This window comes from Paenibacillus sp. FSL R5-0713 (assembly GCF_037973325.1).
Classification (GTDB): Bacteria; Bacillota; Bacilli; order Paenibacillales; family Paenibacillaceae; genus Paenibacillus.
Window position 1 is genome coordinate 3,615,401 of sequence record NZ_CP150229.1, and the last position, 23,606, is coordinate 3,639,006.

The 23,606-nt window shown below is 45.2% G+C and carries 19 protein-coding genes; 14 read left to right on the forward strand and 5 right to left on the reverse strand.

Going from position 1 to position 23,606, the window contains the following annotated elements; translation table 11 throughout:
• Window positions 1–225 precede the first annotated feature (225 nt).
• Window positions 226–1,536 (reverse strand): amidohydrolase family protein, encoded by a 1,311-nt coding sequence (locus MKZ12_RS16105; RefSeq protein ID WP_339243099.1) that lies wholly within the window; start codon window positions 1,534–1,536, stop codon window positions 226–228.
• A 166-nt stretch (window positions 1,537–1,702) separates the two neighbouring features.
• On the opposite strand from MKZ12_RS16105, the gene MKZ12_RS16110 reads away from it, so the two are divergent.
• The 4 genes from MKZ12_RS16110 (at window position 1,703) to MKZ12_RS16125 (ending at window position 5,452) form a co-directional block, all read left to right on the forward strand.
• Window positions 1,703–2,131 (forward strand): MarR family transcriptional regulator, encoded by a 429-nt coding sequence (locus MKZ12_RS16110; protein WP_047843226.1) that lies wholly within the window; start codon window positions 1,703–1,705, stop codon window positions 2,129–2,131.
• A 505-nt stretch (window positions 2,132–2,636) separates the two neighbouring features.
• On the forward strand, window positions 2,637–3,083 hold the full coding sequence (locus MKZ12_RS16115; protein ID WP_339255434.1) for a GNAT family N-acetyltransferase: 447 nt from the start codon (window positions 2,637–2,639) through the stop codon (window positions 3,081–3,083).
• Window positions 3,084–3,492: 409 nt separating this feature from the next.
• The gene (locus tag MKZ12_RS16120) at window positions 3,493–4,287 is read left to right on the forward strand and encodes an SDR family oxidoreductase (protein ID WP_339255436.1); all 795 of its coding nucleotides are present in this window, start codon (window positions 3,493–3,495) and stop codon (window positions 4,285–4,287) included.
• Window positions 4,288–4,477: 190 nt separating this feature from the next.
• Window positions 4,478–5,452, forward strand: a complete 975-nt coding sequence (locus MKZ12_RS16125; RefSeq protein ID WP_339255438.1) for a phosphotransferase — start codon at window positions 4,478–4,480, stop codon at window positions 5,450–5,452.
• 368 nt (window positions 5,453–5,820) lie between these two features.
• On the opposite strand, the gene MKZ12_RS16130 is transcribed toward MKZ12_RS16125, so the two are convergent.
• On the reverse strand, window positions 5,821–6,078 hold the full coding sequence (locus MKZ12_RS16130; protein ID WP_074095306.1) for a GlsB/YeaQ/YmgE family stress response membrane protein: 258 nt from the start codon (window positions 6,076–6,078) through the stop codon (window positions 5,821–5,823).
• Window positions 6,079–6,272: 194 nt separating this feature from the next.
• Between MKZ12_RS16130 and MKZ12_RS16135 the strand changes: the two genes are divergently transcribed.
• The 8 genes from MKZ12_RS16135 (at window position 6,273) to MKZ12_RS16170 (ending at window position 16,008) form a co-directional block, all read left to right on the forward strand.
• Window positions 6,273–7,931, forward strand: a complete 1,659-nt coding sequence (locus tag MKZ12_RS16135) for an extracellular solute-binding protein (RefSeq protein WP_339255440.1) — start codon at window positions 6,273–6,275, stop codon at window positions 7,929–7,931.
• A gap of 74 nt (window positions 7,932–8,005) precedes the next feature.
• The gene (locus MKZ12_RS16140; protein WP_339255442.1) at window positions 8,006–9,844 is read left to right on the forward strand and encodes a histidine kinase; all 1,839 of its coding nucleotides are present in this window, start codon (window positions 8,006–8,008) and stop codon (window positions 9,842–9,844) included.
• A gap of 3 nt (window positions 9,845–9,847) precedes the next feature.
• Window positions 9,848–11,389 carry a response regulator gene (locus MKZ12_RS16145; protein WP_339255444.1) on the forward strand — a complete coding sequence of 514 codons (1,542 nt, stop codon included), beginning with the start codon at window positions 9,848–9,850 and terminating at the stop codon, window positions 11,387–11,389.
• A gap of 152 nt (window positions 11,390–11,541) precedes the next feature.
• Window positions 11,542–13,590, forward strand: coding sequence for a glycoside hydrolase family 16 protein (locus tag MKZ12_RS16150; protein WP_339255446.1), 2,049 nt, complete (start codon window positions 11,542–11,544; stop codon window positions 13,588–13,590).
• Between the two features lie 303 nt (window positions 13,591–13,893).
• Entirely contained in the window at window positions 13,894–14,391 is a 498-nt protein-coding gene (locus MKZ12_RS16155; protein WP_339255448.1) for a MarR family transcriptional regulator, read from the forward strand.
• Window positions 14,388–14,972: a nitroreductase gene (locus tag MKZ12_RS16160; protein ID WP_339255450.1), complete on the forward strand. Its 585-nt coding sequence runs from the start codon at window positions 14,388–14,390 to the stop codon at window positions 14,970–14,972. The genes MKZ12_RS16155 and MKZ12_RS16160 overlap by 4 nt, the downstream gene beginning before the upstream one ends.
• Window positions 14,973–14,991: 19 nt before the next feature.
• Window positions 14,992–15,477 (forward strand): nitroreductase family protein, encoded by a 486-nt coding sequence (locus MKZ12_RS16165; protein ID WP_339255452.1) that lies wholly within the window; start codon window positions 14,992–14,994, stop codon window positions 15,475–15,477.
• A gap of 168 nt (window positions 15,478–15,645) precedes the next feature.
• The gene (locus MKZ12_RS16170) at window positions 15,646–16,008 is read left to right on the forward strand and encodes a VOC family protein (RefSeq protein WP_339255454.1); all 363 of its coding nucleotides are present in this window, start codon (window positions 15,646–15,648) and stop codon (window positions 16,006–16,008) included.
• Between the two features lie 53 nt (window positions 16,009–16,061).
• On the opposite strand, the gene MKZ12_RS16175 is transcribed toward MKZ12_RS16170, so the two are convergent.
• The 3 genes from MKZ12_RS16175 to MKZ12_RS16185 all read right to left on the reverse strand — a co-directional run bounded on the left by MKZ12_RS16175 (window position 16,062) and on the right by MKZ12_RS16185 (window position 20,327).
• Window positions 16,062–16,505, reverse strand: coding sequence for an Rrf2 family transcriptional regulator (locus MKZ12_RS16175; protein WP_339233881.1), 444 nt, complete (start codon window positions 16,503–16,505; stop codon window positions 16,062–16,064).
• A 220-nt stretch (window positions 16,506–16,725) separates the two neighbouring features.
• Window positions 16,726–17,634 carry a carbohydrate-binding protein gene (locus MKZ12_RS16180; protein WP_339255456.1) on the reverse strand — a complete coding sequence of 303 codons (909 nt, stop codon included), beginning with the start codon at window positions 17,632–17,634 and terminating at the stop codon, window positions 16,726–16,728.
• Window positions 17,607–20,327 carry a chitobiase/beta-hexosaminidase C-terminal domain-containing protein gene (locus tag MKZ12_RS16185; protein ID WP_339255458.1) on the reverse strand — a complete coding sequence of 907 codons (2,721 nt, stop codon included), beginning with the start codon at window positions 20,325–20,327 and terminating at the stop codon, window positions 17,607–17,609. Before MKZ12_RS16185 ends, MKZ12_RS16180 begins: the two co-directional genes overlap by 28 nt.
• 312 nt (window positions 20,328–20,639) lie before the next feature.
• Here MKZ12_RS16185 and MKZ12_RS16190 point away from each other — a divergent pair, with 312 nt between their 5' ends.
• Together MKZ12_RS16190 and MKZ12_RS16195 are read left to right on the forward strand one after the other, a co-directional pair.
• Entirely contained in the window at window positions 20,640–21,992 is a 1,353-nt protein-coding gene (locus MKZ12_RS16190; RefSeq protein WP_339255460.1) for a glycoside hydrolase family 140 protein, read from the forward strand.
• Between the two features lie 3 nt (window positions 21,993–21,995).
• The gene (locus MKZ12_RS16195) at window positions 21,996–23,606 is read left to right on the forward strand and encodes a response regulator (protein WP_339255462.1); all 1,611 of its coding nucleotides are present in this window, start codon (window positions 21,996–21,998) and stop codon (window positions 23,604–23,606) included.

Genomic DNA, 23,606 nt, shown 5'->3' on the forward strand with positions numbered 1-23,606 from the left:
ACAACTCTCAGGACCCATGCTGTCTTTTAAGATAACATGGGTTTTCTATTTATACTGCAAAATAAGATAGCCATCTCAGTAGGAGACAAACCAAAGTCCCGTTGAATCCAAAGCTGTATGCTCCTTAAGTAGAGGGGGAGGGTAGATTAAAGTCGAAGAGGGACTGCATTTTGCATTCCCTCTTCTTAGTGATTTTACAATTAGGAAGATATAATCTTCTAGTTTTTAGCCTAGTTTTCGCGAACCGTTGAACCATACGGATTGGATTGACAATGTATCTGAAATATTAGTGATCGGATCACCGTTTATGAGAATAAGATCAGCACGTGCACCTTCGGTAATCCGGCCACGATCATGTAGACCAAAGCAACGGGCCGGTTTGGAAGTAGCCGACTGAAGAGCTTCGATCGGAGTGAACCCAGCCTTCACCAGCAGCTGCATTTCGTGGTGAACACTGGCCCCATGAGCAAGGCCACCAAGGTTCGGAACGGGAACCGGTGCGACATCCGTCCCTACAAGAATATCAACTCCGGCACGGTGAAGATCCATCACATTTTTAAAGCTGTTCTCCATATTGCCATGCGGGAACGTATTGAAGCTTGAGTTCAAGATATCGATCCAATCTGGACTTAATTTGGAATGAACTCGTGGATCATTAGCCAATTCCGATGCCGGATTACCTATAATCGATGAATTCAACACCAAGCACGGTGTAACAAAAGCTCCAGAATCAGCTATGGATTTGACCAATTCGGACGTGTACTCGGGTCTGTCGATAAACAAGTGCCCCAAACCGTCGACTCCAAAATCGATGGCTGCTTTCGATGAAAGAGCCGTCAAAACGTGGGCAATAACCAACTTATCGAATTTGTGGGCTTCAGTAACGGCTGTTTTTAGGATCTCATCACTTAGAACAGGCAGGCCAGGTGCACCCATAACCGTTCCTTCTTCAATCATGATCTTAATATAGTCGGATCCATTCTCCACTTGGGTATGCACATGTTTGATCGCTTCTTCAACCGTCGTCACTTGAGGTATTTCGTCGTGATCGTGAGCGTAGGCGGCCAACATGGCTTCCCGGTCTTCCTCCGATAACTTCTCCAGTTCCTTTAATACGAATTCAGGTATTTCATCTCCATCAGGCAGTAATTCATCTGGGTGCCCACCAGGAGCGGTAATCGCCGTACCAGCAGATCGGACGTCTGCGATGTCATCGACATTTTTTAGCTGAATTTCGCGCCCTCTTTTAGTAAAGTCGCCGTTCATTTCGAGTTCTGTTGTAACGCCGAATTTTAAGGCATCCCGTAATCCGCCAATTGAGGTATGGACATGTGCATCAATCAGGCCAGGTATTAATGTCGCATTTTCTCCATCGATAATTGTTGCGTCGCTTGGAATGTCTCCGCCCACTGAAATAATGGACACCCCTTTAATGACAATATGTCTGGGAGCAATGATTTGATATCCATCAAAGATCCGTACATTCGTAATCGCAGTAATTTTTTCTAACCCAGCATTCTGATTTAATTTCTCCATCATAAATCCTCCTAATGTGTTTGTGACTGAACACTTCGCAGTATAACTGTTAGATAACTAACAGTCAACAGTCTAACAATCGTTTGACAAGCCTACTGGGATCACTGTATATTTTAGCTACTTACAATTAGATTCCTAACAATTAGAGAGGAGACGATGGACGGTCATGCATTCCCGAGAAGATACGCCTTATATGGAGTTGTTTCAAATTATCGGTCTTAAGTTAAAGAAAAGAGCGGATGAAAGTATAAAAGAGTTAGGATTAAGTTCTCAACAAGGAAAAGTAATCGATTATATTTATGAGAATCAAGATAATCATATTATTCAAAAGGATCTTGCAGATCGGTTTCATTTGCGTGGGGCAAGTGTTACAAGCATGCTTCAAGGTCTAGAGCAAAAAGGTTTCATCGAACGGAAAATCCCGGCCAATAATGAACGGCAAAAAAATATTTATGTATTACCAAAAGCGGTTGACTTGATTGAAGACTTTAATAACTCATTTCAAAAAGTAGAGGATGAAATCGTTCAAGCCCTAAATGACGAGGAGAAGCAAATCTTAAAGAAATTATTGATCAGAATTAATGAACGCATATAACAGATGAGCATGCAGAGGTAACTGGGGGCCATAGAACACTGATTTAATATAATCTTTAGAAAAAATTGGATAAGGACAAGAACATTAGTTCAGTAAAAGTCACTATTTATGATCATTACCCTGTCAAAGTAGACAAAAAGGCGAGATTTAAGCTACGACCGTTACTCGGTATTCCACCGGGGGGTGGTCGTTTGGATTATGAGACATACAAAAACTGCAATATTTAAAACAAAAGTGAGAGGAGCATAATTCATGTTTGATGAAATTGCTTTCTCACCAGGAATTATTCTTACAATGGAATGGAAATCTTGGATCAAAAAGATATTTTTCAAATCAGGTATAATTATAGAATGAATATTATTGATGTTTAGACTCGAATAATTTACATAACTTAGTCCAAGAGTGCTATAAATATGTAAAGGAAATAATAGGATGAAGATAGTTGGCACTGAATAGAGTAAATACTTCATCATTTGAAAATCTTTGTATTTAAGGCGGTATATTGATGAAAAAACTTGAAATTAAAGTAACTAACTATAATCCCAAGTATGCTGAACATACCGTGAAAATGTGGAGAGATAGCAAGGAACGGGCAATTGGTCAGGCTGAAACCCATAACTTCGAAAACCATCTATATTTTTTAAATCATATCCTATCTAAACAGTATCAAATAGATTTAGCGTTAATTGATGAAAATGTTGTTGGAATGATTGCCTATAGTGAAACTGAGATAAGCCAACTTTATATTCATATTGATTATCAAGGGAATGGAATAGGGCGAACCTTGCTTAATAAAGCAAAAGCACAAGCAAATGGAAACTTAACTTTATATACATTTGAAATTAATAAAAATGCCCAAAGATTTTATGAGAATAATGGTTTTGAAATCACTGGTAGAGGACAAGAAAATGAAGAGAATTTACCTGATATACGATATGAATTGAAGTTGTAAAAATCGAATATCAATTTACAGTCCAAAAAGAAACAGTCTGCAGGTTAGCTGGGTGCTTGACCACCCAACCATATTCACTGGAACTGTAATCCCAAGTATTTATTATCTTGACAGTAATTGAGTCTGACTCGTAATATTTGAAGTGGAGATGTAGGAAAGGGGACTCGCTGGACAATGTGGACTTCCTTGTAATGATTATCTAAACTGGATCGCTCGACTTGGTGTTTTGGTTATAACCACACGCCTCGTTTGTGATGCCGATCTGCAATCATTCAAGGGACGCGAGGAACCGTTTGATCAAACCCGGGCGCGGATACTTGATGTATCCGTTTTTTGTTATACCCAGGATAATTCCATCTCCAACGAAAAATGGATTTCTCCCTCCCTTATTAAACGGAGGAAATAAAATATGAGCAAACTATATGGAAAAACGGCTATCGTGACAGGCACAAGCCGCCCTAGTGGGATCGGAACCGCCGTCTGCCGCACGTTGGCGCAAGAAGGCGCTAATGTGTTCTATACCCATCTGTACGATTACGATAAGACAGAGAATCCGGGAGATGCCGACAAGAACTGGCCGGATCTCTTCGCTGAAGAACTTCGCTCGTATGGCATTAAGGCAGCGCATATGGAGGTCGATCTTACCGATCCCGCTTCTCCGGCGCGAGTGCTTGATGCGTGCCGGTCGGCTGTCGGGCTGCCGACCATTCTCGTCAACAACGCTACGTACAGCGTATCAGCTGATTTCCGTCAATTGAATGCATCACTGATCGATGCGCACTGCGCTATGAACATTCGAGGCACGTTCATGCTATCGGCCGAATTTGCGCGTATGCTGGAGGCTGAACTGGCCGGCCGGCAGGTCCTTTGCGGTGGCCGGATCATCAACCTTACATCCGGTCAGGGTAAGGGGCCGATGCCTGGCAATCTCGCTTATGCCGCAACAAAAGGCGCTGTCTCCACCTTTACCGAATGTCTGTCTGCTGAGCTGGCTCCGTTTCACATTACTGTGAATGCGGTTGATCCCGGTCCTACTGATACGGGTTGGATGTCAGAAGAAGTGAAAAAAGCCTTGCTACCGGGATTTCCGATGGGCAGGATCGGTCTTCCTGAAGATGTATCCCGCCTGATTGCTTTTCTGGCAAGCGATGACTCCCAATGGATCACCGGACAAATCATCCATTCTCGAGGTGGGTTTAATTAGGCAGACGGTTCATTAACTCAAGGGAAACAATAGTTCCATAAAATCAAAGAAGGCCGCCGATCAACAGGATCGGCGGCTTTATTCAATTACTGAGCAGTAAAGTTTAGTTATAATCAATTTTTATCACCAGAAAATAAAGTCTGCTTGGTAGAATTGTGGAGTAAAAATCACATCAACTGGAGTGGATACTATGCTTTCTGAGGAAGATTATGCGAAGGTAGCGAAAGAAGCTTTACATCGATACCCAATCATTTGGGAAAAACTTGTGTATCTCGGAAAGAATGATAATGTTACATTTCAAGTTCAGACCAACGATGATAATCAAAAGTATCTTATCAAAATCCATATCTTAACGATTTCCATTCATCCAAAAGGGAATGTGGCATCAGAGCTTATTTGGCTTGAAGCTTTGGTTAAAGATACAAATCTCGTCGTACCTGCCCCTGTCAGAAATTTTCAAGGTGATCTGGTAACAGAAATATCAACTGATCTTAGCGAAAATACAATCATGGTGACTATTCATCATTGGATTCATGGAAGTGTGCTTAGAAGAGAGCCAACAAGTAATGAAACTGAAAATTTGGCTCTCTTAATGGCGGCTCTCCATAAACATTCTATGCAGTGGAATCCACCTAAAGGCTTTAATAGACCAATATACAATTCTGATCATTTATATTCATCACTTAATCAATTAAAACAGTTGGTAAATTTGGAGCTTATCTCAAGTGAGGTATTTGTTTATGTGGAAGAGTCAGCCCATAAAATAGCAAATGTGATACAAAATCATAAACGTTTGCCAAGTAACTGGGGAATTATCCATTCTGACCTTCATGAGAGTAACTATGTTTTTTATGAGGATACTCCTCGACCCATAGATTTTTCCAATTGTGGCTATGGTTTTTATTTATTTGATATGGCTGAAACATTTATGCATCTTTCATCTGAGAATAGGAAAGTCTTTATTTCAACGTATAGCAAAGTAAATCAACTACAAGAGAATTATTTCGAGTTATTAGAAGCATTTTTTATATGGTCAATAATTAGGACTTTTGCATTCCACTCTCTAAATTCAAATGAACAACCATCCTTAGCGGAAAATTTCCCATCGGTTATTCAGAACTATTTTAGGAAATATCTTAAAGGTGAAAATTTTTTATTGAACTGACGGCGAAATTATAGTTTAACAAAAAACTAAGAAGCAGCCGACCAAATTAATCGGCTGCCCTCACGACTAATTTACTCAAACCGATCCGGATGACTTCTTCATTAATACGCTAGCAAACGTGAGGGGGGGCATAATTATGTTTGATGACATAGATTTTTGACCAGGAATTATTGCTTTCAAACGGAATTCTTGGATCAAGAAGATATTTTTCAAGTCAGCTATAACGATGGAAGGATTATTATTGATGTTGGCCCGAATCGGTAATCATTCTAAGATTATCGGTTCGGGCCTTTTTGATGAAAGTCGCTGATGTCGCAGCATCTCTGATCAGGATTATCCAATATACAACAGGTTTACGTCTCCGCCTGTTAACGTCTTCGGAACGCTCCACCACGGGCCAGAGCATAGAAAATCAAAAGAGCAATGATTGAGCCAACGATCGCGGGTATGATATGAAATCCACCCACCACCGGCCCCCTCGGTCCCAACAGTTCATACCCTAACCAAGATCCCACAAAACCAGCAATGATATTCCCGAGTACGCCTCCCGGCACGTCCCGTCCAATCAGATTTCCACTTAACCAGCCAATTAGCCCACCGACAATAAGTATCCAGATTAGATACACGCATTGGTCTCCCTTCCATTGAATTATTACAAGTTATGTTTCATTAGGGGGAATGTTGCGGATGATCCGAGAATCGATCATGAAAGCATTTCCATTTTAATCCAATGATAGTAAAATCGGTTGTACCACCACTAGGTATGAATGCTGGTGCAGATAGGGATTGAAGATGACTAGTACAGAAAGGAGGCAGTTAGGTGTTCTTATTTCGAAGTCCTTTTATTATAGCCTTGTTGATGATGTGTCTGATGTCGGGCTTGGCTGCTTGTTCCAAGTCAGAGCATGCGGAAGATAGGGGTGTTACGACAAATGCTGACTTCACAGAGCAGAGCCAGCATTTTAATCTGAATGTGCAAGAACCGTCATGGAAGCTGGATACCACCCCCGTCAATCTAACGTGGTTCGTTGGAGCCGAATGGTACGGGCACACTTGGGGTGAGAGTCTGACTTCCAAATATGTCACCAAAAAAACAGGGGTCAATATCGAATTTGAAGTATTAACTGGTGAACCAAGCGAGAGGTTATCACGGATGTTGACGACCGATCGTCTGCCGGATTTGATAACCATCGGCTCCTGGGAGAGTGCGGTTATCAAACTTCGGGAGAGTCATCTCATCTATGCCCTGGATGAGCTGGCCAACCAGTATGATCCTTACTTTTTCAAGGTAGCAGATGATGGTGCTCTACAATGGTATCGGCAGGAGGACGGTCATACCTATGTCATTCCAAATGATGCGTACAGTCCCGAACAGATGCGTTCAACCGGCTTGACGGGAGCAAACCAAACCTTTCTCGTACGTAAAGATCTGTATGAGTCGATGGGCAAACCGGACCTTAGCACGCCGACAGGTTTTCTTAATGCATTGCGATTGTTGAAGAATCAATATTCGGTTTATAAAGGCCAACTAATCAGTCCGTTTTGGGCACAGGGAAATGCATCCTATGGAATGACCGAATACTTGCAAAATTTGCTTGCGATCCCCCATGAACAGAACGGAAAGGTATACGACCGAATGACAGATCCCGATTATATCGAGTGGCTGAAAACATTTCGTACTGCATACGAGCAGGGCTTGATTAATGTTGATTTTCTGGTCGACTCCAGTGCACAGGTGCAGGAAAAAACCAGCCATGCCCAATATTTTATGATGATTCGGGAATGGACAGACATATCGGACCTCAATTCGAAATTGGAAGTCCTTACGAATCAAAATTCAACCTATATTGCTGTAGATGGACCCCGGAACAGCAGGGGAGAATCCGCCAAACTGTTCCCTGGCAGCATGGATGGCTGGATGGTTACGATGATCAGCAAATCCACGAAAAACCCTGAACGAGCCATCCGTTTTTTGACCTATCTGGCCAGCGAAGAAGGCCAAAGAGATTTATTTTTGGGCAAAGAAGGTGAAACTTGGACGATGGAGAATGGCAAACCCCGATTGACAGCGGCAATGGTCCAGTTGTATGACACGGATCGGGAGCGGCTGGAAAAGGAATATGGCATTATGGATACCTACTGGATGCTGCGAAACCCTGCTTTCGTCAACCCGTGGAGACCCGAGCATACTCCGTCCATTAAGCAAATGGAGGCGTTCGCTAACCAACACGCCGATCTGGACAGCGGCATCTATAAGGGACTCGATCCTGTAGGGGATTCCGATATAGCATTAGCCTGGTCACGTATTTCTCAGAATTGGGAAGAGGTGCTGCCAGAACTGATTACAGCGAAGGATGAAGCTGCCTTTGACAAAATTTTCGAAAATTTTCTGATACGTCGTGTGAACTACGGCTTTAACCAGGTAATGGAATATCGCCAAGCTGAACTGGAACTGCGAAAATCCAAGATAGCCAGATAACCATTCCCTAATACATTGTTACCGACATAATAACTAGTAATATACGGTATAACAAAGGTGGTGAATACATCCGAATGAAATACCTACTGACGAGATTGAGGAAGCTTTATCGCAATGCCCGTATATCCCAAAAGCTGTTTCTCGCATTTAGCCTGATGATTGCCATACCTGTTATTTTGATATCCTTTGTGTATATCCGCATGCAAGAAACCCAGCTATATAAGGACGCTATGGCGGCAGGCAACAGCCACGTTACATGGCTGAATGAACAATTGCGCAGAAGAATGGACATGATTGAGAACGCTTCCAATACAGCCCTCACTCAAAAGTCCTTTGTGGATTTTATTCATTCCAATATGCTTGTGGATGGACTGCGCCTGGTGAAGTTTAAGCAAAACCAGTTTGAGCAAATGCTCAATATCATTCAAAGTAATGCGATGATCAGTGAACTTAGTTTTTACGTCGATAACCCAAACTTGTATGAAATCTGGCCTGAAATCTATCATTACAAGAAATTTTCACCGCAGGATTATTGGGTAAGGCTTCGGGATGAAGGCGGTGCGGCATACCGCTTATTTTCTTTTAGGGATGGTGAGCACACCTTATCCTACTATCGTCTGGTTCGCCTTCAAGGGCAGGAACAAAAACGCCCTAGCATTATGGAAGTGCGCGTTCCCCACAGCATGTTTTTCAGCGACCTGCTACAAGAGAACAAGGGGGACTTCTTTTCGGTGTTGATGAACGCAAGCGATTCTCCCCAGTATGTTTACAATCCCCAGCATGAGTTTTCGGAGAAGTACGGGCTGGGGCTGGAGGAGATCCTCGGCAGTATCCATCGTCAGCTCGATATATCGCCGCAGGAAAGCCCGCTTCAGGTCAGGGTGGGAGATCAGAGTTACTATGTATTGTATCGATACATCGCTCCGTTGAACACTTATGTGGTCGATATCGCTTCTCATCAGGCATTGATGAAGGGACCACGCAGTTGGTATGCATATGTGGTGACGATTACATTATGTGTATTGCTGCTGATTATGCTACTTGTATCCCAAACGACGCGGCGTATTTTCCGGCGGTTGGACAGCGTACTCATTTCAATGCGTCAGGTACGGAAAGGGGAGCTGGATGCAATGATTGATACAGGCCTTGATGAGAACGAAAGAGGAGATGAAATCGATGAGGTGGCGGTGAATTATAATAAAATGTTACATGAAGTCAAACGCCTGATGACACAGGTCGTGGATAAGCAGTTAATTGCCAAAAACGCACAGTTACACTCTCTGCATTCGCAGATCAATTCCCATTTTTTATATAATGCGCTGGAATCCATTCGAATGGTGGCAGAGGTACAGCGGCAACCTGCTATAGCCAATTCATTGGTGTCGCTCGGCTCCCAGCTACGTTACAGCATGCAGTGGCGCAGCGATACTGTTGCTTTTCGTGACGAGCTTGCCAACATCCAAAGTTATATTGAATTTATCAACTTCATGGAAGGTGGCAATATCATTATGACGGCAGATCTTCCGCAGGAGATACTTCGCTACGCCATTCCCAAGATGTGTATGCAGCCCATCGTTGAAAATGCAGTTCATCACGGAGCACCTTCAGGCGGTAGCGTATCTATAGAAATTACGTTTTCTGTGGAGAATGACTGTCTACTATTCATTAATATAAAAGATGACGGAGAAGGGTTAGAGCCTGCGATGTTACAACGTCTTCAGGCAGTACTGCGAAGCGAATCGGATACGCCAATGGTTACCCGCAGGAGCGGACTTGGTTTGGAAAACGTGAATAAGCGGTTGCAGCTTCATTATGGCAAGAATTGCGGTCTTTGGATTGATAGTGTGCAAGGCGAATATACCTGTGTAACGATACGCTTGCCTTGGGAAAATGAAAATCTTGGAGGGTGGTAGAGCATGATTAATATCCTGATTGTGGACGATCAAAAACACATTCGTGACGGCCTGCAGGCCATGCTGCATCAATTTCCTCTGAAGCTGAACAACATTTACTGTGCCGCGAGCGGGATGGAGGCGCTGTGCCTATTGCGGCAGCATTGCATTCACATCGTTATTACCGATATCAGGATGCCGGATATGGATGGGTTGGCACTCATGGCTCAAAGCAAAGGGGAATACATGGATGTGGAATACCTCATTATCAGCGGTTATAGTGAATTTACATATGCTCAAAAAGCGATCGGACTTGGGGCAAAGGGCTACTTGCTAAAACCTTTGAAACGAGAGGATCTGCACAATTCCCTTGAGCATATATGGCAAGAGATCCAGACACGGCAGGCACTTACGCATAATATGCAGCATGTATCCCGTCTCGCCCAAGAGACCGAGAGTAAAGAATTAAGAATGTTTATGCAAGGTGCGTTAAGTGATGATACATGGATTCTTCAGATTGAGGAACAAAATGATGTATTATGGCGTAATTATCGCCTAGCCCTGCTGAGGGAAGAAGTTGGCATTAAGCAGCCCGGAGCCAGCAGCGTCCATAGCATGGAAGCCATTGCTTATCGTGTGTTCGGCAGACAAGGTTGTATTTGCCTGCAACATCGCCCATACCTGATCCTTGCGGTGGATGCGTCCATAGATCCAAGTGTTTTTTCTGCAGCACTCAAGGAAGGAAAGATCGATGCCATAACGGCCATGACTAACCCGATTCAGGGATTAAAAGAACTACCACACAGCTATACCCAAGTGCTTGAGCTCTATCGCCATAGTTACCTGTTTCCTGATCAGTATAGTATCTTCCCAGCACATATTGAGCATATGGAGCAGCAGTGGCAACTTCCCTATGAAGACTTATATGAACTCTTCCAGTCAATCGGAACAGATAACAGTGGAATAATGACTCAGGGTATTTCTGCACTATTTCACAAAAAGGTATTGCAACGCTATCCTATTCGCTATACCCAGCAGCTCTGCGCCGCCACCGTTCAGATGATGGAGGAATACGAACGAGTTATCCGCCCTTATATGGGGGAGGAAGCGCTGGACCTTAAATCATTGCGTAATCTCTTTGATTATCCAGGGATGCGTGATTATATACAAGCACTGCAACAGCAGCTGCTTCGGCTGAATCAGTTCTATTATGACTATAAATGCAGCTATCGCCATTCGAACGATCTTAATGAAGCCATTCGTTTTATACACGAGAGTTACCATAAACCCCTGGATCTTGCGATGGTATCCAATCATGTATCGCTTAATTATGCTTATTTTTCAAATCTGTTTAAGAAGAATATGGGTAAAGGTTTTGCTGAATACCTACGGGATGTACGTCTGGATAAAGCGCGGCGGCTTCTCGCCGAAACTGATCATAAAATTGTTGAGGTGGCTGCTATGGTTGGATATGAAAGCTATAAAAGCTTTACACGTGCGTTCCGACATGTGATGCAGATCCAACCCACTGAGTACCGACAGATGATGCGGCAGAAGGCAGATTGAATCAAAAGCCAAAAAAATGGGATACCACAAAAACAATTGTACCTTTTCAGCAAATTAACCTATTCGATAGAATAAAGATATCCCTTATGTAAGCGATTACCTTAATACGTATGGATTGGGAGAAGCTATTATTCTATTAAAGGAGGGCAATTATGAATCCATCTCACTTTAGGGAGAAACGGTTTATGAAAAAGGTACTCGGTATGTTGCTTGTGGTTGTGATGCTGGCTAGTATTGGCATACTTCCGGCTTCAAAGGTTCAGGCAGCGGGAACTACCGTAACCTCAATGGAGTACTTCTCACCCGCAGACGGACCTGTCATTTCAAAATCAGGGGTTGGCAAGGCCAGCTACGGATTTGTTATGCCTAAGTTCAATGGTGGCTCCGCGACATGGAATGATGTTTACAGTGATGTAGGCGTTAATGTGAAAGTGGGCAACAACTGGGTTGATATCGACCAGGCAGGCGGATATATCTATAACCAAAACTGGGGGCACTGGAGCGATGGCGGATTCAATGGCTATTGGTTCACCCTCTCCGCAACAACCGAGATTCAACTGTACTCCAAAGCAAATGGTGTGAAGCTGGAGTATCAACTTGTATTTCAAAACATCAACAAAACAACCATCACAGCGATGAATGCAACACAAGGTCCACAGATCACAGCAGGCTTCACCGGCGGTGCAGGTTTTACATATCCAACGTTCAACAATAATCCTGCGGTCACTTATGAAGCTGTTGCGGATGATTTGAAGGTATATGTCAAACCTGTAAACAGCAGCACGTGGATTGATATTGACAATAACGCAGCCAGCGGCTGGATCTACGATCAAAATTTTGGCCAATTCACGGATGGCGGCGGTGGGTACTGGTTTAACGTAACGGAGTCGATCAATGTCAAATTGGAATCAAAGACTTCTTCGGCTAACCTTGTTTATACCATTACGTTTAATGAACCTACAAGAAATTCATATGTCATTACGCCATACGAAGGAACAACCTTCACAGCAGATGCGAATGGTTCCATTGGCGTTCCGCTTCCGAAAATTGATGGGGGGGCGCCAATCGCCAAGGAACTGGGCAATTTTGTATACCAAATTAACATCAATGGACAATGGGTTGATTTGAGTAACGCCAGCCAGAGCAAATTTGCATACTCCGGTAATGGGTACAACAATATGTCCGATGCCAACCAGTGGGGATACTGGGCCGATTACGTCTATGGCCTGTGGTTCCAGCCGATCCAGGAAAATATGCAGATTCGTATCGGCTATCCACTGAACGGTCAGGCGGGCGGAAGTATTGGCAACAACTTCGTCAACTATACCTTTATCGGCAATCCCAATGCTCCGCGTCCGGATATATCTGACCAAGAGGATATCTCCATCGGAACGCCAACCAACCCGGCTATCGCAGGCATGAACCTCATCTGGCAGGATGAGTTTAACGGAACTACGCTGGATACAAGTAAATGGAACTATGAAACAGGATATTATCTCAACAACGATCCCGGTACATGGGGGTGGGGTAATGCAGAGCTACAGCACTACACGAACAGCACCCAAAATGTATATGTACAGGACGGAAAGCTGAATATCAAAGCTATGAACGACAGTAAATCTTTCCCGCAGGACCCTAATCGGTATGCACAGTATTCTTCTGGAAAGATTAACACCAAGGATAAACTGTCCTTGAAGTACGGCAGAGTCGATTTTCGTGCCAAACTTCCTACCGGTGATGGCATATGGCCAGCACTGTGGATGCTTCCACAAAACTCGGTATATGGTACTTGGGCTGCATCAGGTGAAATTGATGTGATGGAAGCGAGAGGCCGTCTGCCTGGATCCGTAAGCGGTACCATACACTTTGGTGGACAATGGCCCGCGAACCAGTATTCGGGCGGCGATTATCACTTCCCGGCAGGGCAAACTTTTGCCAATGATTATCATGTATACTCGGTAGTCTGGGAAGAGGACAACATTAAATGGTATGTAGACGGCAAGTTTTACTATAAAGTCACTAACGAGCAGTGGTATTCCGCAGCTGCACCGAACAATCCGAATGCACCTTTCGATGAGCCGTTCTACCTCATTATGAACCTGGCAGTCGGCGGAAACTTTGACGGCGGCCGCACTCCGAACGCATCTGATATCCCGGCGACGATGCAAGTGGATTATGTACGCGTGTATAAAGAACAGTAATAAAACAGCAATTTCCATAATTAATAAGCCGTTGATCTAATTCAGATGATCAACGGTTTTTTTATTGTTCATTTGTCTACAAGAGCTTGAGCATATGAAATTAGTATGTTCAGAAGGATGACAGAGTACAGTTATCTGTCCTAGATTGTAAAGTGATATTGTAATGCCAGAGGAATGCAGTTGATAAACATTATCATTCATGATATATTGTTCACCAATAAACAAAATATAAGTAATTATTTAAAAATACTTTATTATTTAAGAAAAATTTTTGTTTACGAGTAAATAAGGAGCGATCACAAGATGACTTCAAAAGATCGAACAAAACAATTGCTTCATGACCAATTTATCCGTTTTTTACATGTATATGAGAACCACAAGAATACAGAAATTGAGCATTTCCTAAGTGTCGCCCAGCGAGAAAGCATCGAGAACATTCCTCAGCATTTGACCGCCGTTCATATGATAGATTGCATAGGAAAGCATGAGCCTATTAACAACACAGGTATTGCCGAGGCGATGAATTTATCCAAAGCAAGTATCACCAAAATTGGCAACAAACTGCTGGAAGAAGGATTCGTCAAACGTACAAAAATGAATGACAACAAGAAGGAGAGTTATTTCCGGTTGTCACCGCAAGGCAAAAAGATCTTTGAATTGCATGAACGTCTGCATGTACATGAGGCTGAACGCTTCTATCGTACGCTCGACAAATATTCGGAAACAGAGCTAAAAGTCATTCATCAATTTCTTCAAGACAGTAGCATCAATATTGAATCCAGATCAAACGAAGGAGAGTGAGGTATTTGAGTCTGGCGGAATTGATCAGGGAGCGCAGAAGCATTCGTAAATGTAACTCTACGCCGGTGGACCAGGAGTTAGTTGTTGAATTACTACGTAAGGCTAATCGGCTTCAACCATTTGGTGAGGCTGGCTCGTGGCGTGTGGTATATGCCGGAACTCCAGAAGCGCGCAAACGGTTGGTGGACTGCATGCTCGAACAGATGTCGCAGAGCAAACTCGGCAAACTGATTCCCGGGAAACTTCTGGATGTGTTCAAAAAGAGAGTTACCGATATTCCTGCACACGTCATTGTTATGTCGACTGTAGGGCCGGATCGTTTGACCAATGACCGCAATTATGCGGCTGCCTGCGGGATGATGCAGAGTTTCCAACTGATGGGTTGGGAACATGGGTTAGGAATGTTATGGGATACAGAGTCCATGATTCAGCATGAAGGATTTTTCAGAGGAATTGGCATGCGTGATGATGAAAGATTCGTTGGCATTCTTCATATAGGGTATTTCGACAAAGTGCCGAGAAGTCGGAAAAGAACACCAGCCGAGCAGAAGTGGACCGTATTACGAGGTCAATCTACATAGAAAAGGGAGGATGTAAAAAATGAAATTGTCAGATCTGGAAGGAGACATGGGCGGTCCGAGTGAATTTTTGGATCAACCAGTATCGCAGGATCTAATTCTTGAGTTGCTCAATCATGCCGTATGGGCACCAAATGATGGACTCCGAGAGCCGTGGCGATTTATCTTTGTTGATAACCCGTATGGGGACATCATGCAGGGATTACAGGAGCAAGCACCTGCGTATCTTCTGGTCTTGGTGAATGCAGAGTCAGATCAACATAAGCAGGAAGAGGACTTTGCAGCTGTCTGCTGCCTAATTCAAAATTTCCGCTTGCTGGCATATGAGCAGAGTCTGGGTGTACGCTGTACATTGCATGACTGGATGTACGAATCGAGCCGTACTGAAGTGTTTGGTGTACTGAATAACGAGCGTATTGCTGCGGTTCTAGAATTGGGATACGGTGCAAATCAGTCGAAAGGGACTACTGATTTATCTGAAACTCAACTTCATTTTGAACTTCTCTAGAGTGTTTTTCATTAAAGTCGCTTTTTTTAGCGGCTTTTTTTATTTTATCGACCACGTTTTGATCGTGTTGATCTTTTTGAAAGCTTGACAAAGTCAAAATGTTTATATATAACTAAATTAGTTATAACCATTATGGTTATATTTAAAAAATCAAAATTGGAGGTTCATATGAAAATCATAAATCATTTTATACCCGTTTTTACCGAGCAATTGGAGGTAACCGTTGCATATTATGAATCTCTTGCGAATCGATCTATGGATCGTACGTGGAATATTCCCGAGGCAGGCTTATCTTTAGCCACAGTATATCCTTACGTCATTGTGTCTGGAAGTCCTGAGGCGCTGGAACCTGCCAGATCACTTCGGGCAGTGGTGTATGTCGATTCCATGGACGAATTGAAGGTAGAATTAACAAAACAAAATACCCTTATCGTTAGAGATCAGCATGGTCCTATTGGTCCAAGCGTTTTTGTTCAACATCCAGATGGCAGTTTTATTGAATATGTTGAGCCTGAGGCAGCTTCTGTCTGAACTGGTACAACATCAAAACATACAAAATAAGCTACTCCATTAGAGGAGCAGCTTTATTTTGTATTTGCCTTTATCCGTAGTTGCTCCACAATTTGAGCAAGGGTAACAGAAGCGAGTTCATCCTCCATAGCCTTCTGGGCATTAGAGAATTGGGGTAATAGAATGGATTCAATGTTCATTCCTACAGAACAATTGGGGTCAGTATCCTTGTGGATTTTGAAAAGCTGGTCTCCGTCCACCGATTCGACTGCTTGGAAGATATCCAGTAGCGTTAACTTTTCAGGAGATATCAGAAGAGAGGCCCCTGCAACTCCTGGTTTGGTATCGATATAACCCGCTTTCTTGAGCTGGGCCATGATCCTTCTAATGACTACAGGGTTACTATTGATGCTACGCGCAATTCGATCGCCTGTACTGTAAAGCGGGTCCAGCGCGATCATGGAAAGAATATGGACGGCCATCGAAAAGCGACTACTTATTTGTTTCAATCTACTCACCTTCTTTGCTGAATAGTATAGTTTCTTTCATAGAACAGGTCAATCGACGGCTTCGTCACCAGGCAAACAGAGTGGATGTGAGGAATTGTCAAAAACCACCCGCTATGAACTGCACCTCCAATCGTTAGATAGCCTCCAACAATTTAAGATACAGCTCACCGAGCGCGTGGTTACGATTTTCCTTATCCTAATGGAAGGTAATGAATTGGTGCTTATGTTTCTATGGAAGAGCAGTAATCACGATATCATCCACGAAAGCTGTGTTGTCCCCGGTTCCCGAAGTTGCCACAAACCGAATTTGATGTTTTCCGGGCTTGTTGAGCTGAAAGGAGTTCGTGGTGAACTCGGCATAAGCACCGCTTGTCGGTATAAATGAACCGAGCAACTGATCATCCATGTAGACATCAAACGACTGTTGCCCCCCAAAACTGCTCCGCTTCGCAGACTGAAATTGAATGGCGTAGTGGCCTGCTGGGAAAATCAGCGATTGGCTGAACTCGCCCTGCTTGCCATTCAGGGTCTGCAAATACGCAGCTTGCGTGCCTTCCGGTGCGTCGGAAGCACCGAACACACTGCCATTGCGAATGCGGCCTGCATTGTTTTTGAAGCTCCAGCCGTCACCACTTGCCACAGCTACTCCGTTCTGGGACGTGACGGTTGGACTTTCGAATCCGCCATGTTGCAGAGCGGCATAGTCAGGAACGGCAACCTTTTCTATGGAAACCTGATCAATAAAGGTTGCACCTGTGCCTGTACCCGTTGCGGAAAATAGGATCGTATGCGAGCCAGGTTCAACGGTAAACCAATCCGTTGTAAAGGATGCATAGGTGCTGCCGGACGGCGTAATCGTTGCGACCGTTTGCCCATCCACTTCAATCTGCACTGGTTGAGCTGGCCCTGCATTCTGAGCAGCAGCTTTCAGATTAATGACGTAGCTGCCTGCAGGAAACGTCAGCGACTGTTGAAATGAACCATGAGCGCCATCTTGTATTCGAACAAATGCAGCCTGAACCCCGGCGGGTGCTGGAGTAGAAGTCATGTTGCTTCCACTTCGCAATATCCCCGCCTGATCATTAAAGCTCCATCCAGCAGTTATGCCGCTCACCGTGCCCGACGGATTAGTAACCACAGTGACTCAAAGCTCGAATTGGTGATATAAGGGTCTTCCGGAGTCTGTGGTAACGTAATCCGTACATCATCGATAAAAGCCGTATTGTCACCTTCCGTCGTTGTGGCTACAAACTTGATCGTGTGTTTGCCCCCAGCGCTCTCGAAGGGCTCTGTTCGGAAAGTTTGGAAATTACCGGATTCAGGCCGAAACGAGCCAATGACCTGATCATCGAAGTAGATGTCAAAGGACTGCGTACCGCCAAAGCTGGTGCGTTTGGCCGCCTTGAACGACATTTGGTATGTTCCCGGCTTGAAATGGATCGACTGTCTTATCGTGCCGGAGACGCCGCCATCCGTTTTCAGATAACCTGTCTGTACACCTTGAGGCGCAGCAGTAGCCTGGAATGGACCGTTGTTATGCTGTACGCCGGAGCGGCTGTCGAACACCCATCCGTTGGTCATGGGTCCCGGTCTGGCCGATGTGGTAGCCGGTTTTTCAAAACCAGCGTTGAAGAACGTGACCACAGGAAGCTCATCCGGTATTTCGGGGTTAACAAAGCATCGCTTGTCTACACCCGGAATCGGATCGCCCAGCATGGCACTTGTACAGGCAACGCCGTTTTCCTGAATGGAATAATTAAATAATCCGTCTGCACCGTAAGCGACAACCGCTTTCCCCTGAAAATAACACTCTCCGCCGTTTTCGATCATGCACAGCTTATACCCGTCCGGAGCGCTGCTGATTTGTCCAATCTGATACAGGGAGGACACCGTGCCGGATGGTTGCAACCCATTTTTGAATGCTTTGGCTTTGTAGAGTGCAAGCGAACCTTCGTTCAGAACAATCGGTCTGACATACAGGGAAGACTGGGCTGTAGGCTCGCTGCCGTCTGTCGTGTACCGTATTTGCGCTCCGCTCGTCGTTGTCTCCAGATAGAGCACTTCGGAGCTAGGGAATATATGCCGATCCAGACTGAATGTTGGAACTTCAACTTTACCCGCCTGTGAAGAAGGCAGGACGCGTACGAGGGCGACACCATACGCCGATGGATCGGCCGTGCTGGTTGCACGAACGGCAATCAACGTTTCATCCGTCACCTGAGGTGCCTGATATACGCCGCTGCTGCTGTTAATGGTGCCGTTGTTTTGTCCAACCACGCTCCAAGTCACACTTCCGGTATTATCAATTACTTCTGCCCCAAGCGTGATGGAGTCACCTGAGCGAACCGTAGGATTAACTTCATCCAGCTTGACCTGGGTCTCGGCTGGTCGGGTCGTGTAGATGATCACATTGTAATCTCCATCCACGTTGGTGTCTGTCAACGAATTCCCTCCTGGAAAAGTTGCTGCAACCGGAGGAAGAACCGCGTTGGCTTCTTGAACAATATCGTTGTTGTATACAAATTTGCGGAACGTTTGATTCACCGCAGTATCGCCAAAATTCAGCTTGATTTCTTTTTCCGTGCCGGCTTTGGTCTCCACAAGCACGGTATAATTGCCGTCGTCGCCTCTGAACGCCGCAGCGCGTACATCGTTCGAACCGCCCGTGTCCACAGCCAGAACCTCGCTATGCTCGGGAATATAACGGTTCAGCATGCCTGCGATATAAAATGTTTTGCGAGGGGTCAGCCCCAGAACAAGCGCATCCCACATCGTATATGTGCCGTTCGTTCCGCCGGTAGGATCATTGGTCCAAACCCCGTTTAACTGCCACATGAGGGCTGATTTCACACCCATATTGGCGGTTTGGATGACCGAGTTCGCATATCCCGCATCCCAATTGCTCGCCTGATCATCTGCCCAGCCGAATTCGGTCAGGTGTAGCGGCTTGTCGCCAACATACCCTTTCCGCAGCGCAAAGGCGTTGCCGAGCCCTTCATACGATTCTCCATATACATGGAAGCTGTATCCATCGATGGCGTCATCCGCATATTGCTTCATGTACTCAATCCAGGCCGGAGCGCCCGTCTCTTCAGGACCCCAGATTTCGATCAGATCGCGCAGACCATCCACAGTCAGCCTGGCACTCGTTTTATTCACCATTTCGGCATAATAGGCTTTCTGGTCACCGGGAGCCTCAAAGTCCCAACTGCCGTTCGGTTCGTTATAAAACGTCAGATATTTCACGTTGTCGTAACCGCGGTTCAGTATCAATTCCTCCAGCAGGGCAGAGGCAGAAGCGGCATAAGCATCCAAATCAGCTGGCGCACTCGTCCATGGATCAATGCCCGGTATTGTGAACCAGTCATGCACAGTCGATCCGACTTTCCAACCAAAGTTTAGCTCAATTTCGGTTCCGGCAGCCTTGAAGGCGTCGAGATATTTGTAGAAAGCTTTCATTTTGGCACTGTCCCATGTATAGGTTCCTTTCGCGGGTTCCATCCAGTCGATCTGAAACCACACTCTGGCCACCTTGGGCTGAATGGTCTGAATTCGCTTGTTGTCTACCTCCCAGTGGGCTTCCGAATAGCCGTATTGAGTTTGCCCGGGCATGAGGGCCGTAGGAATGGTGTTGACGCCGACGCCGAGAAAATCATCCTGAATCACATCACTCGTATCCATCGTAATTGTGTGGCTGGTACGGTTCAGATTCTGGCTCTCGTTCTGATCCGCATAAATGAGGGAAGGAGCGGGAACAAACGAAGCGAGCATGGTGGATATAAGGAACGGAATTGCCCATCGTGAAGCTAAACGACCGGATCTACTTTTCATTTCAGCTCTCCTTTTTCATGTTTTACCGCAAGGGTTACTCCATGAGGTGGTTTATGTCAGTCGACTTGCGGCACTTAAAATGATAGCGTTTACAATATAAGTCAGATTTGAATTATCCATGGAAACAGTTGAAAAAATAACGACTGAGGTTGAACAAAACGAAGCCGGGTTGAACGATTCTGCTTGGTAAAGGCCCTTTACGAATACAAATGTGCATTTTATGCTTTTATTAGAGAGTGTTTCGTCAGAAACATGAAAATGTTCGTCATAGCAATGCCCATGGAACTGTAAAAATAGGGAGGGTCCAATAACATGTCAACTAATCCATACTCTACCATCACTGCGCTTCAGGTTTCCGACACCGGTCGCTATCTGGAAACGTCGGAAGGAGTCCCTTTTTTCTGGCTTGGTGACACGGCTTGGGAACTTCTGCATCGTTTGAACCGGGAAGAGAGTGAACTGTACCTTCGTACAAGGGCCAACCAGCGTTTCACGGTCATTCAAACGGTGCTGCTGGCCGAGTTCAGCGGTACCACAACGGGCAATGCTCAAGGCAGACTGCCTTTTCATATGGACGAGAACGGTCAACCTGAACCAATCCGTCCGGATACCGATGGACCTTATTCCTATTGGGATCATGTAGACGCTATGCTTCAACTTGCAGGCAATCTGGGTCTGTATGTTGCACTGCTCCCGACTTGGGGTGACAAGTTCAACAGGAAGTGGGGGAAAGGCCCAGAAGTATTTTCACCGGAAACGGCCTTTGATTACGGAAAATGGCTGGGAGAGCGATACGCTGAATATCCTCAGATTATCTGGGTACTGGGGGGAGACCGTCCTCTGGAGACAAAGCGTCATTTCGCAATTGTCACGTCCATGGCACAGGGGCTGAAACAAGGCGGTGCCCGGCAGCTAATGACGTTCCATCCACCGGGATGCGATTCATCTTCTCGCCAACTGCATGATGAGCCGTGGCTTGATTTCAACATGATTCAATCCGGACACGGGGAGCGGGAGATTACCAATGATAGACGTGTGCAGCAAGATTATGAACGTAAGCCGGCAAAACCCACGCTGGATGCCGAGCCATGTTACGAGGATATTCCTGTCGGATTTCGGGGGGAACAAGGTTATTTCGATGCAGCGGATGTGAGGAAAGCTGCGTATTACGCTTTATTTGCCGGTGCGCTGGGTCATACGTATGGACACCATTCCATATGGTCAATGTACCAAGGTCCGCATGATCTCATTGAATCGAACAGCCAAGGGGATTATTTCATTATGTCCTGGCGGGAAGCACTGCATCGTCCTGGTGCGGAGCAGATGCGCCATGCGCGTGCATTACTCGAAGGGGAGCTGGGCCCGGATTGGAGACCCAATTCGAATCTGATTCATCAGAACCGTGCAGGCGCAAATCATGCCGTAGCTGCACAGAGTAAATATAACGCTTACATTTATCTAGCCAATGGCTTGTACGTCGATGTCGTCATGGGGTATATTGAGGGCAAGAAAACAAATGCCATGTGGTTTTGCCCCAGAACAGGAGATACAACCAAGGTTTCTTCAGATTCAGATTCTACAATACCGAATCAAGGCATTAAACGTTTTGCAGCCCCAACCAGCGGAAGAGGGAATGACTGGATTTTGATTTTGAAGGGGGTCTAATGCATGTATAAGGTGATGATCGTAGAGGATGAAATGCTCGTTCGCATCGGACTGAAAAATTCCGTCGAATGGAGTAAATTCGGCTTGGAGGTTACGGCCGATTTCCCGGATGGCCTGGCCGCATGGGATTATTATGAGCGCGAGAAACCCGACGTGGTCATTACCGATATCAGTATGCCCAGAATGGATGGAATGGAGCTGATCTCCAACATCCGCAAGCAAGACAAACATACACGCGTCATTGTGCTGTCATGTCTGGAAGAATTTGAATTGGCTCGCAAAGCACTGACACTGGATGTGTCCAGTTATATTCTTAAACTAACCATGACCGAAGAAGAGATTGAGCAGGTACTAACAGGGGTCAGGGAAGAGCTAGATCAGCAGCATATCCCACCCCAATCGCAAAAGACAGGGACGGCGTCTCCGGATATGGAGCTTGTGAAGGAAAAGATGTTTAAAGATTTTATGTTCTATCGCATCTTCTCAACGCAGGAATTCGCCAGATTCGTCTCGGAGAGCGGTCTACGCCTTTCGCCCGTTCGTCTCGTCGTGTGCGTAATGGAAGTGGATCGATATGCCTCGCTCAAGGAACGTTTTCGGGATGAACACGGCCACTTGGTCAAGATGTCGCTGTTAAACATTTTAAGCGAGATTATGTCCGGTTATAAACGGGGAGAGGCGGTTCAGATCAACGATCGGCATTACGCGCTTGTATTGCATTATGCCGATATACTGTCCGAACAATCCATCGTGCAGGAACTTCGGCAGTTGCTCGAACATGTTCAGGATACGATCCGTCATTATTTCAACAGTACTGTTTCGTTCGGGATCAGCAGCATCAACGGGGGATATGACTCGCTGCCGAGACAATATGCCGAGGCACAACGCGCGTTACAGCGTAAATTCATCACCGGCCCCGGACAACATCATCAAGGAATAGGGCGTGCAGACCATTCGGGCGTGCTTGAACGACTTGAACGGCTTCGAAGCCATACACCTCTTCGGGAATTGCTTCCTTCGCTCAAACAGAAAGAATATGACGAATTCCTGGATGAGATTGAACGCGGCATGAACGAAGAGCGAAAATCAATGGAGATCACGATCTACCAGTTTGTGCAATGGATTAATACGAATGTATATGATCATAACAATGAAAAAACGCTGCTGCTTAGCATGACCGAACAGTTGGAAATCTGTGACACGATGCCGGATATGCTTGACCAGGTCGTTATCTATATTGACACGTTGGTTGATTTAATTCGCAAGCGCTTACAAATGAGTGATGAGATTACCCGCGCCATTGAGTATATCAAACGTCATTATACCGAAAACATCAGCCTCCAGATGGTTGCAGACCATGTAGGTCTAAGCATGGGGTATCTCAGCAACCTGTTCCGGAGAGAGCTGCAGATCACTTATATTGATTATGTGAACCGTTATCGGATTGAACGCGCCAAGGACCTGCTTGCCCAAAATCAACTGCGCTCTTCCGATGTGCCGGCTCTGGTCGGCTTTTCGCCCGAGTATACGTATTTTAGCAAGGTATTCAAAAGAATCACGGGTCTTAATCCGAACGAATACCGGCGCCAAACGACGCTCAAAGACAGAGGGTGA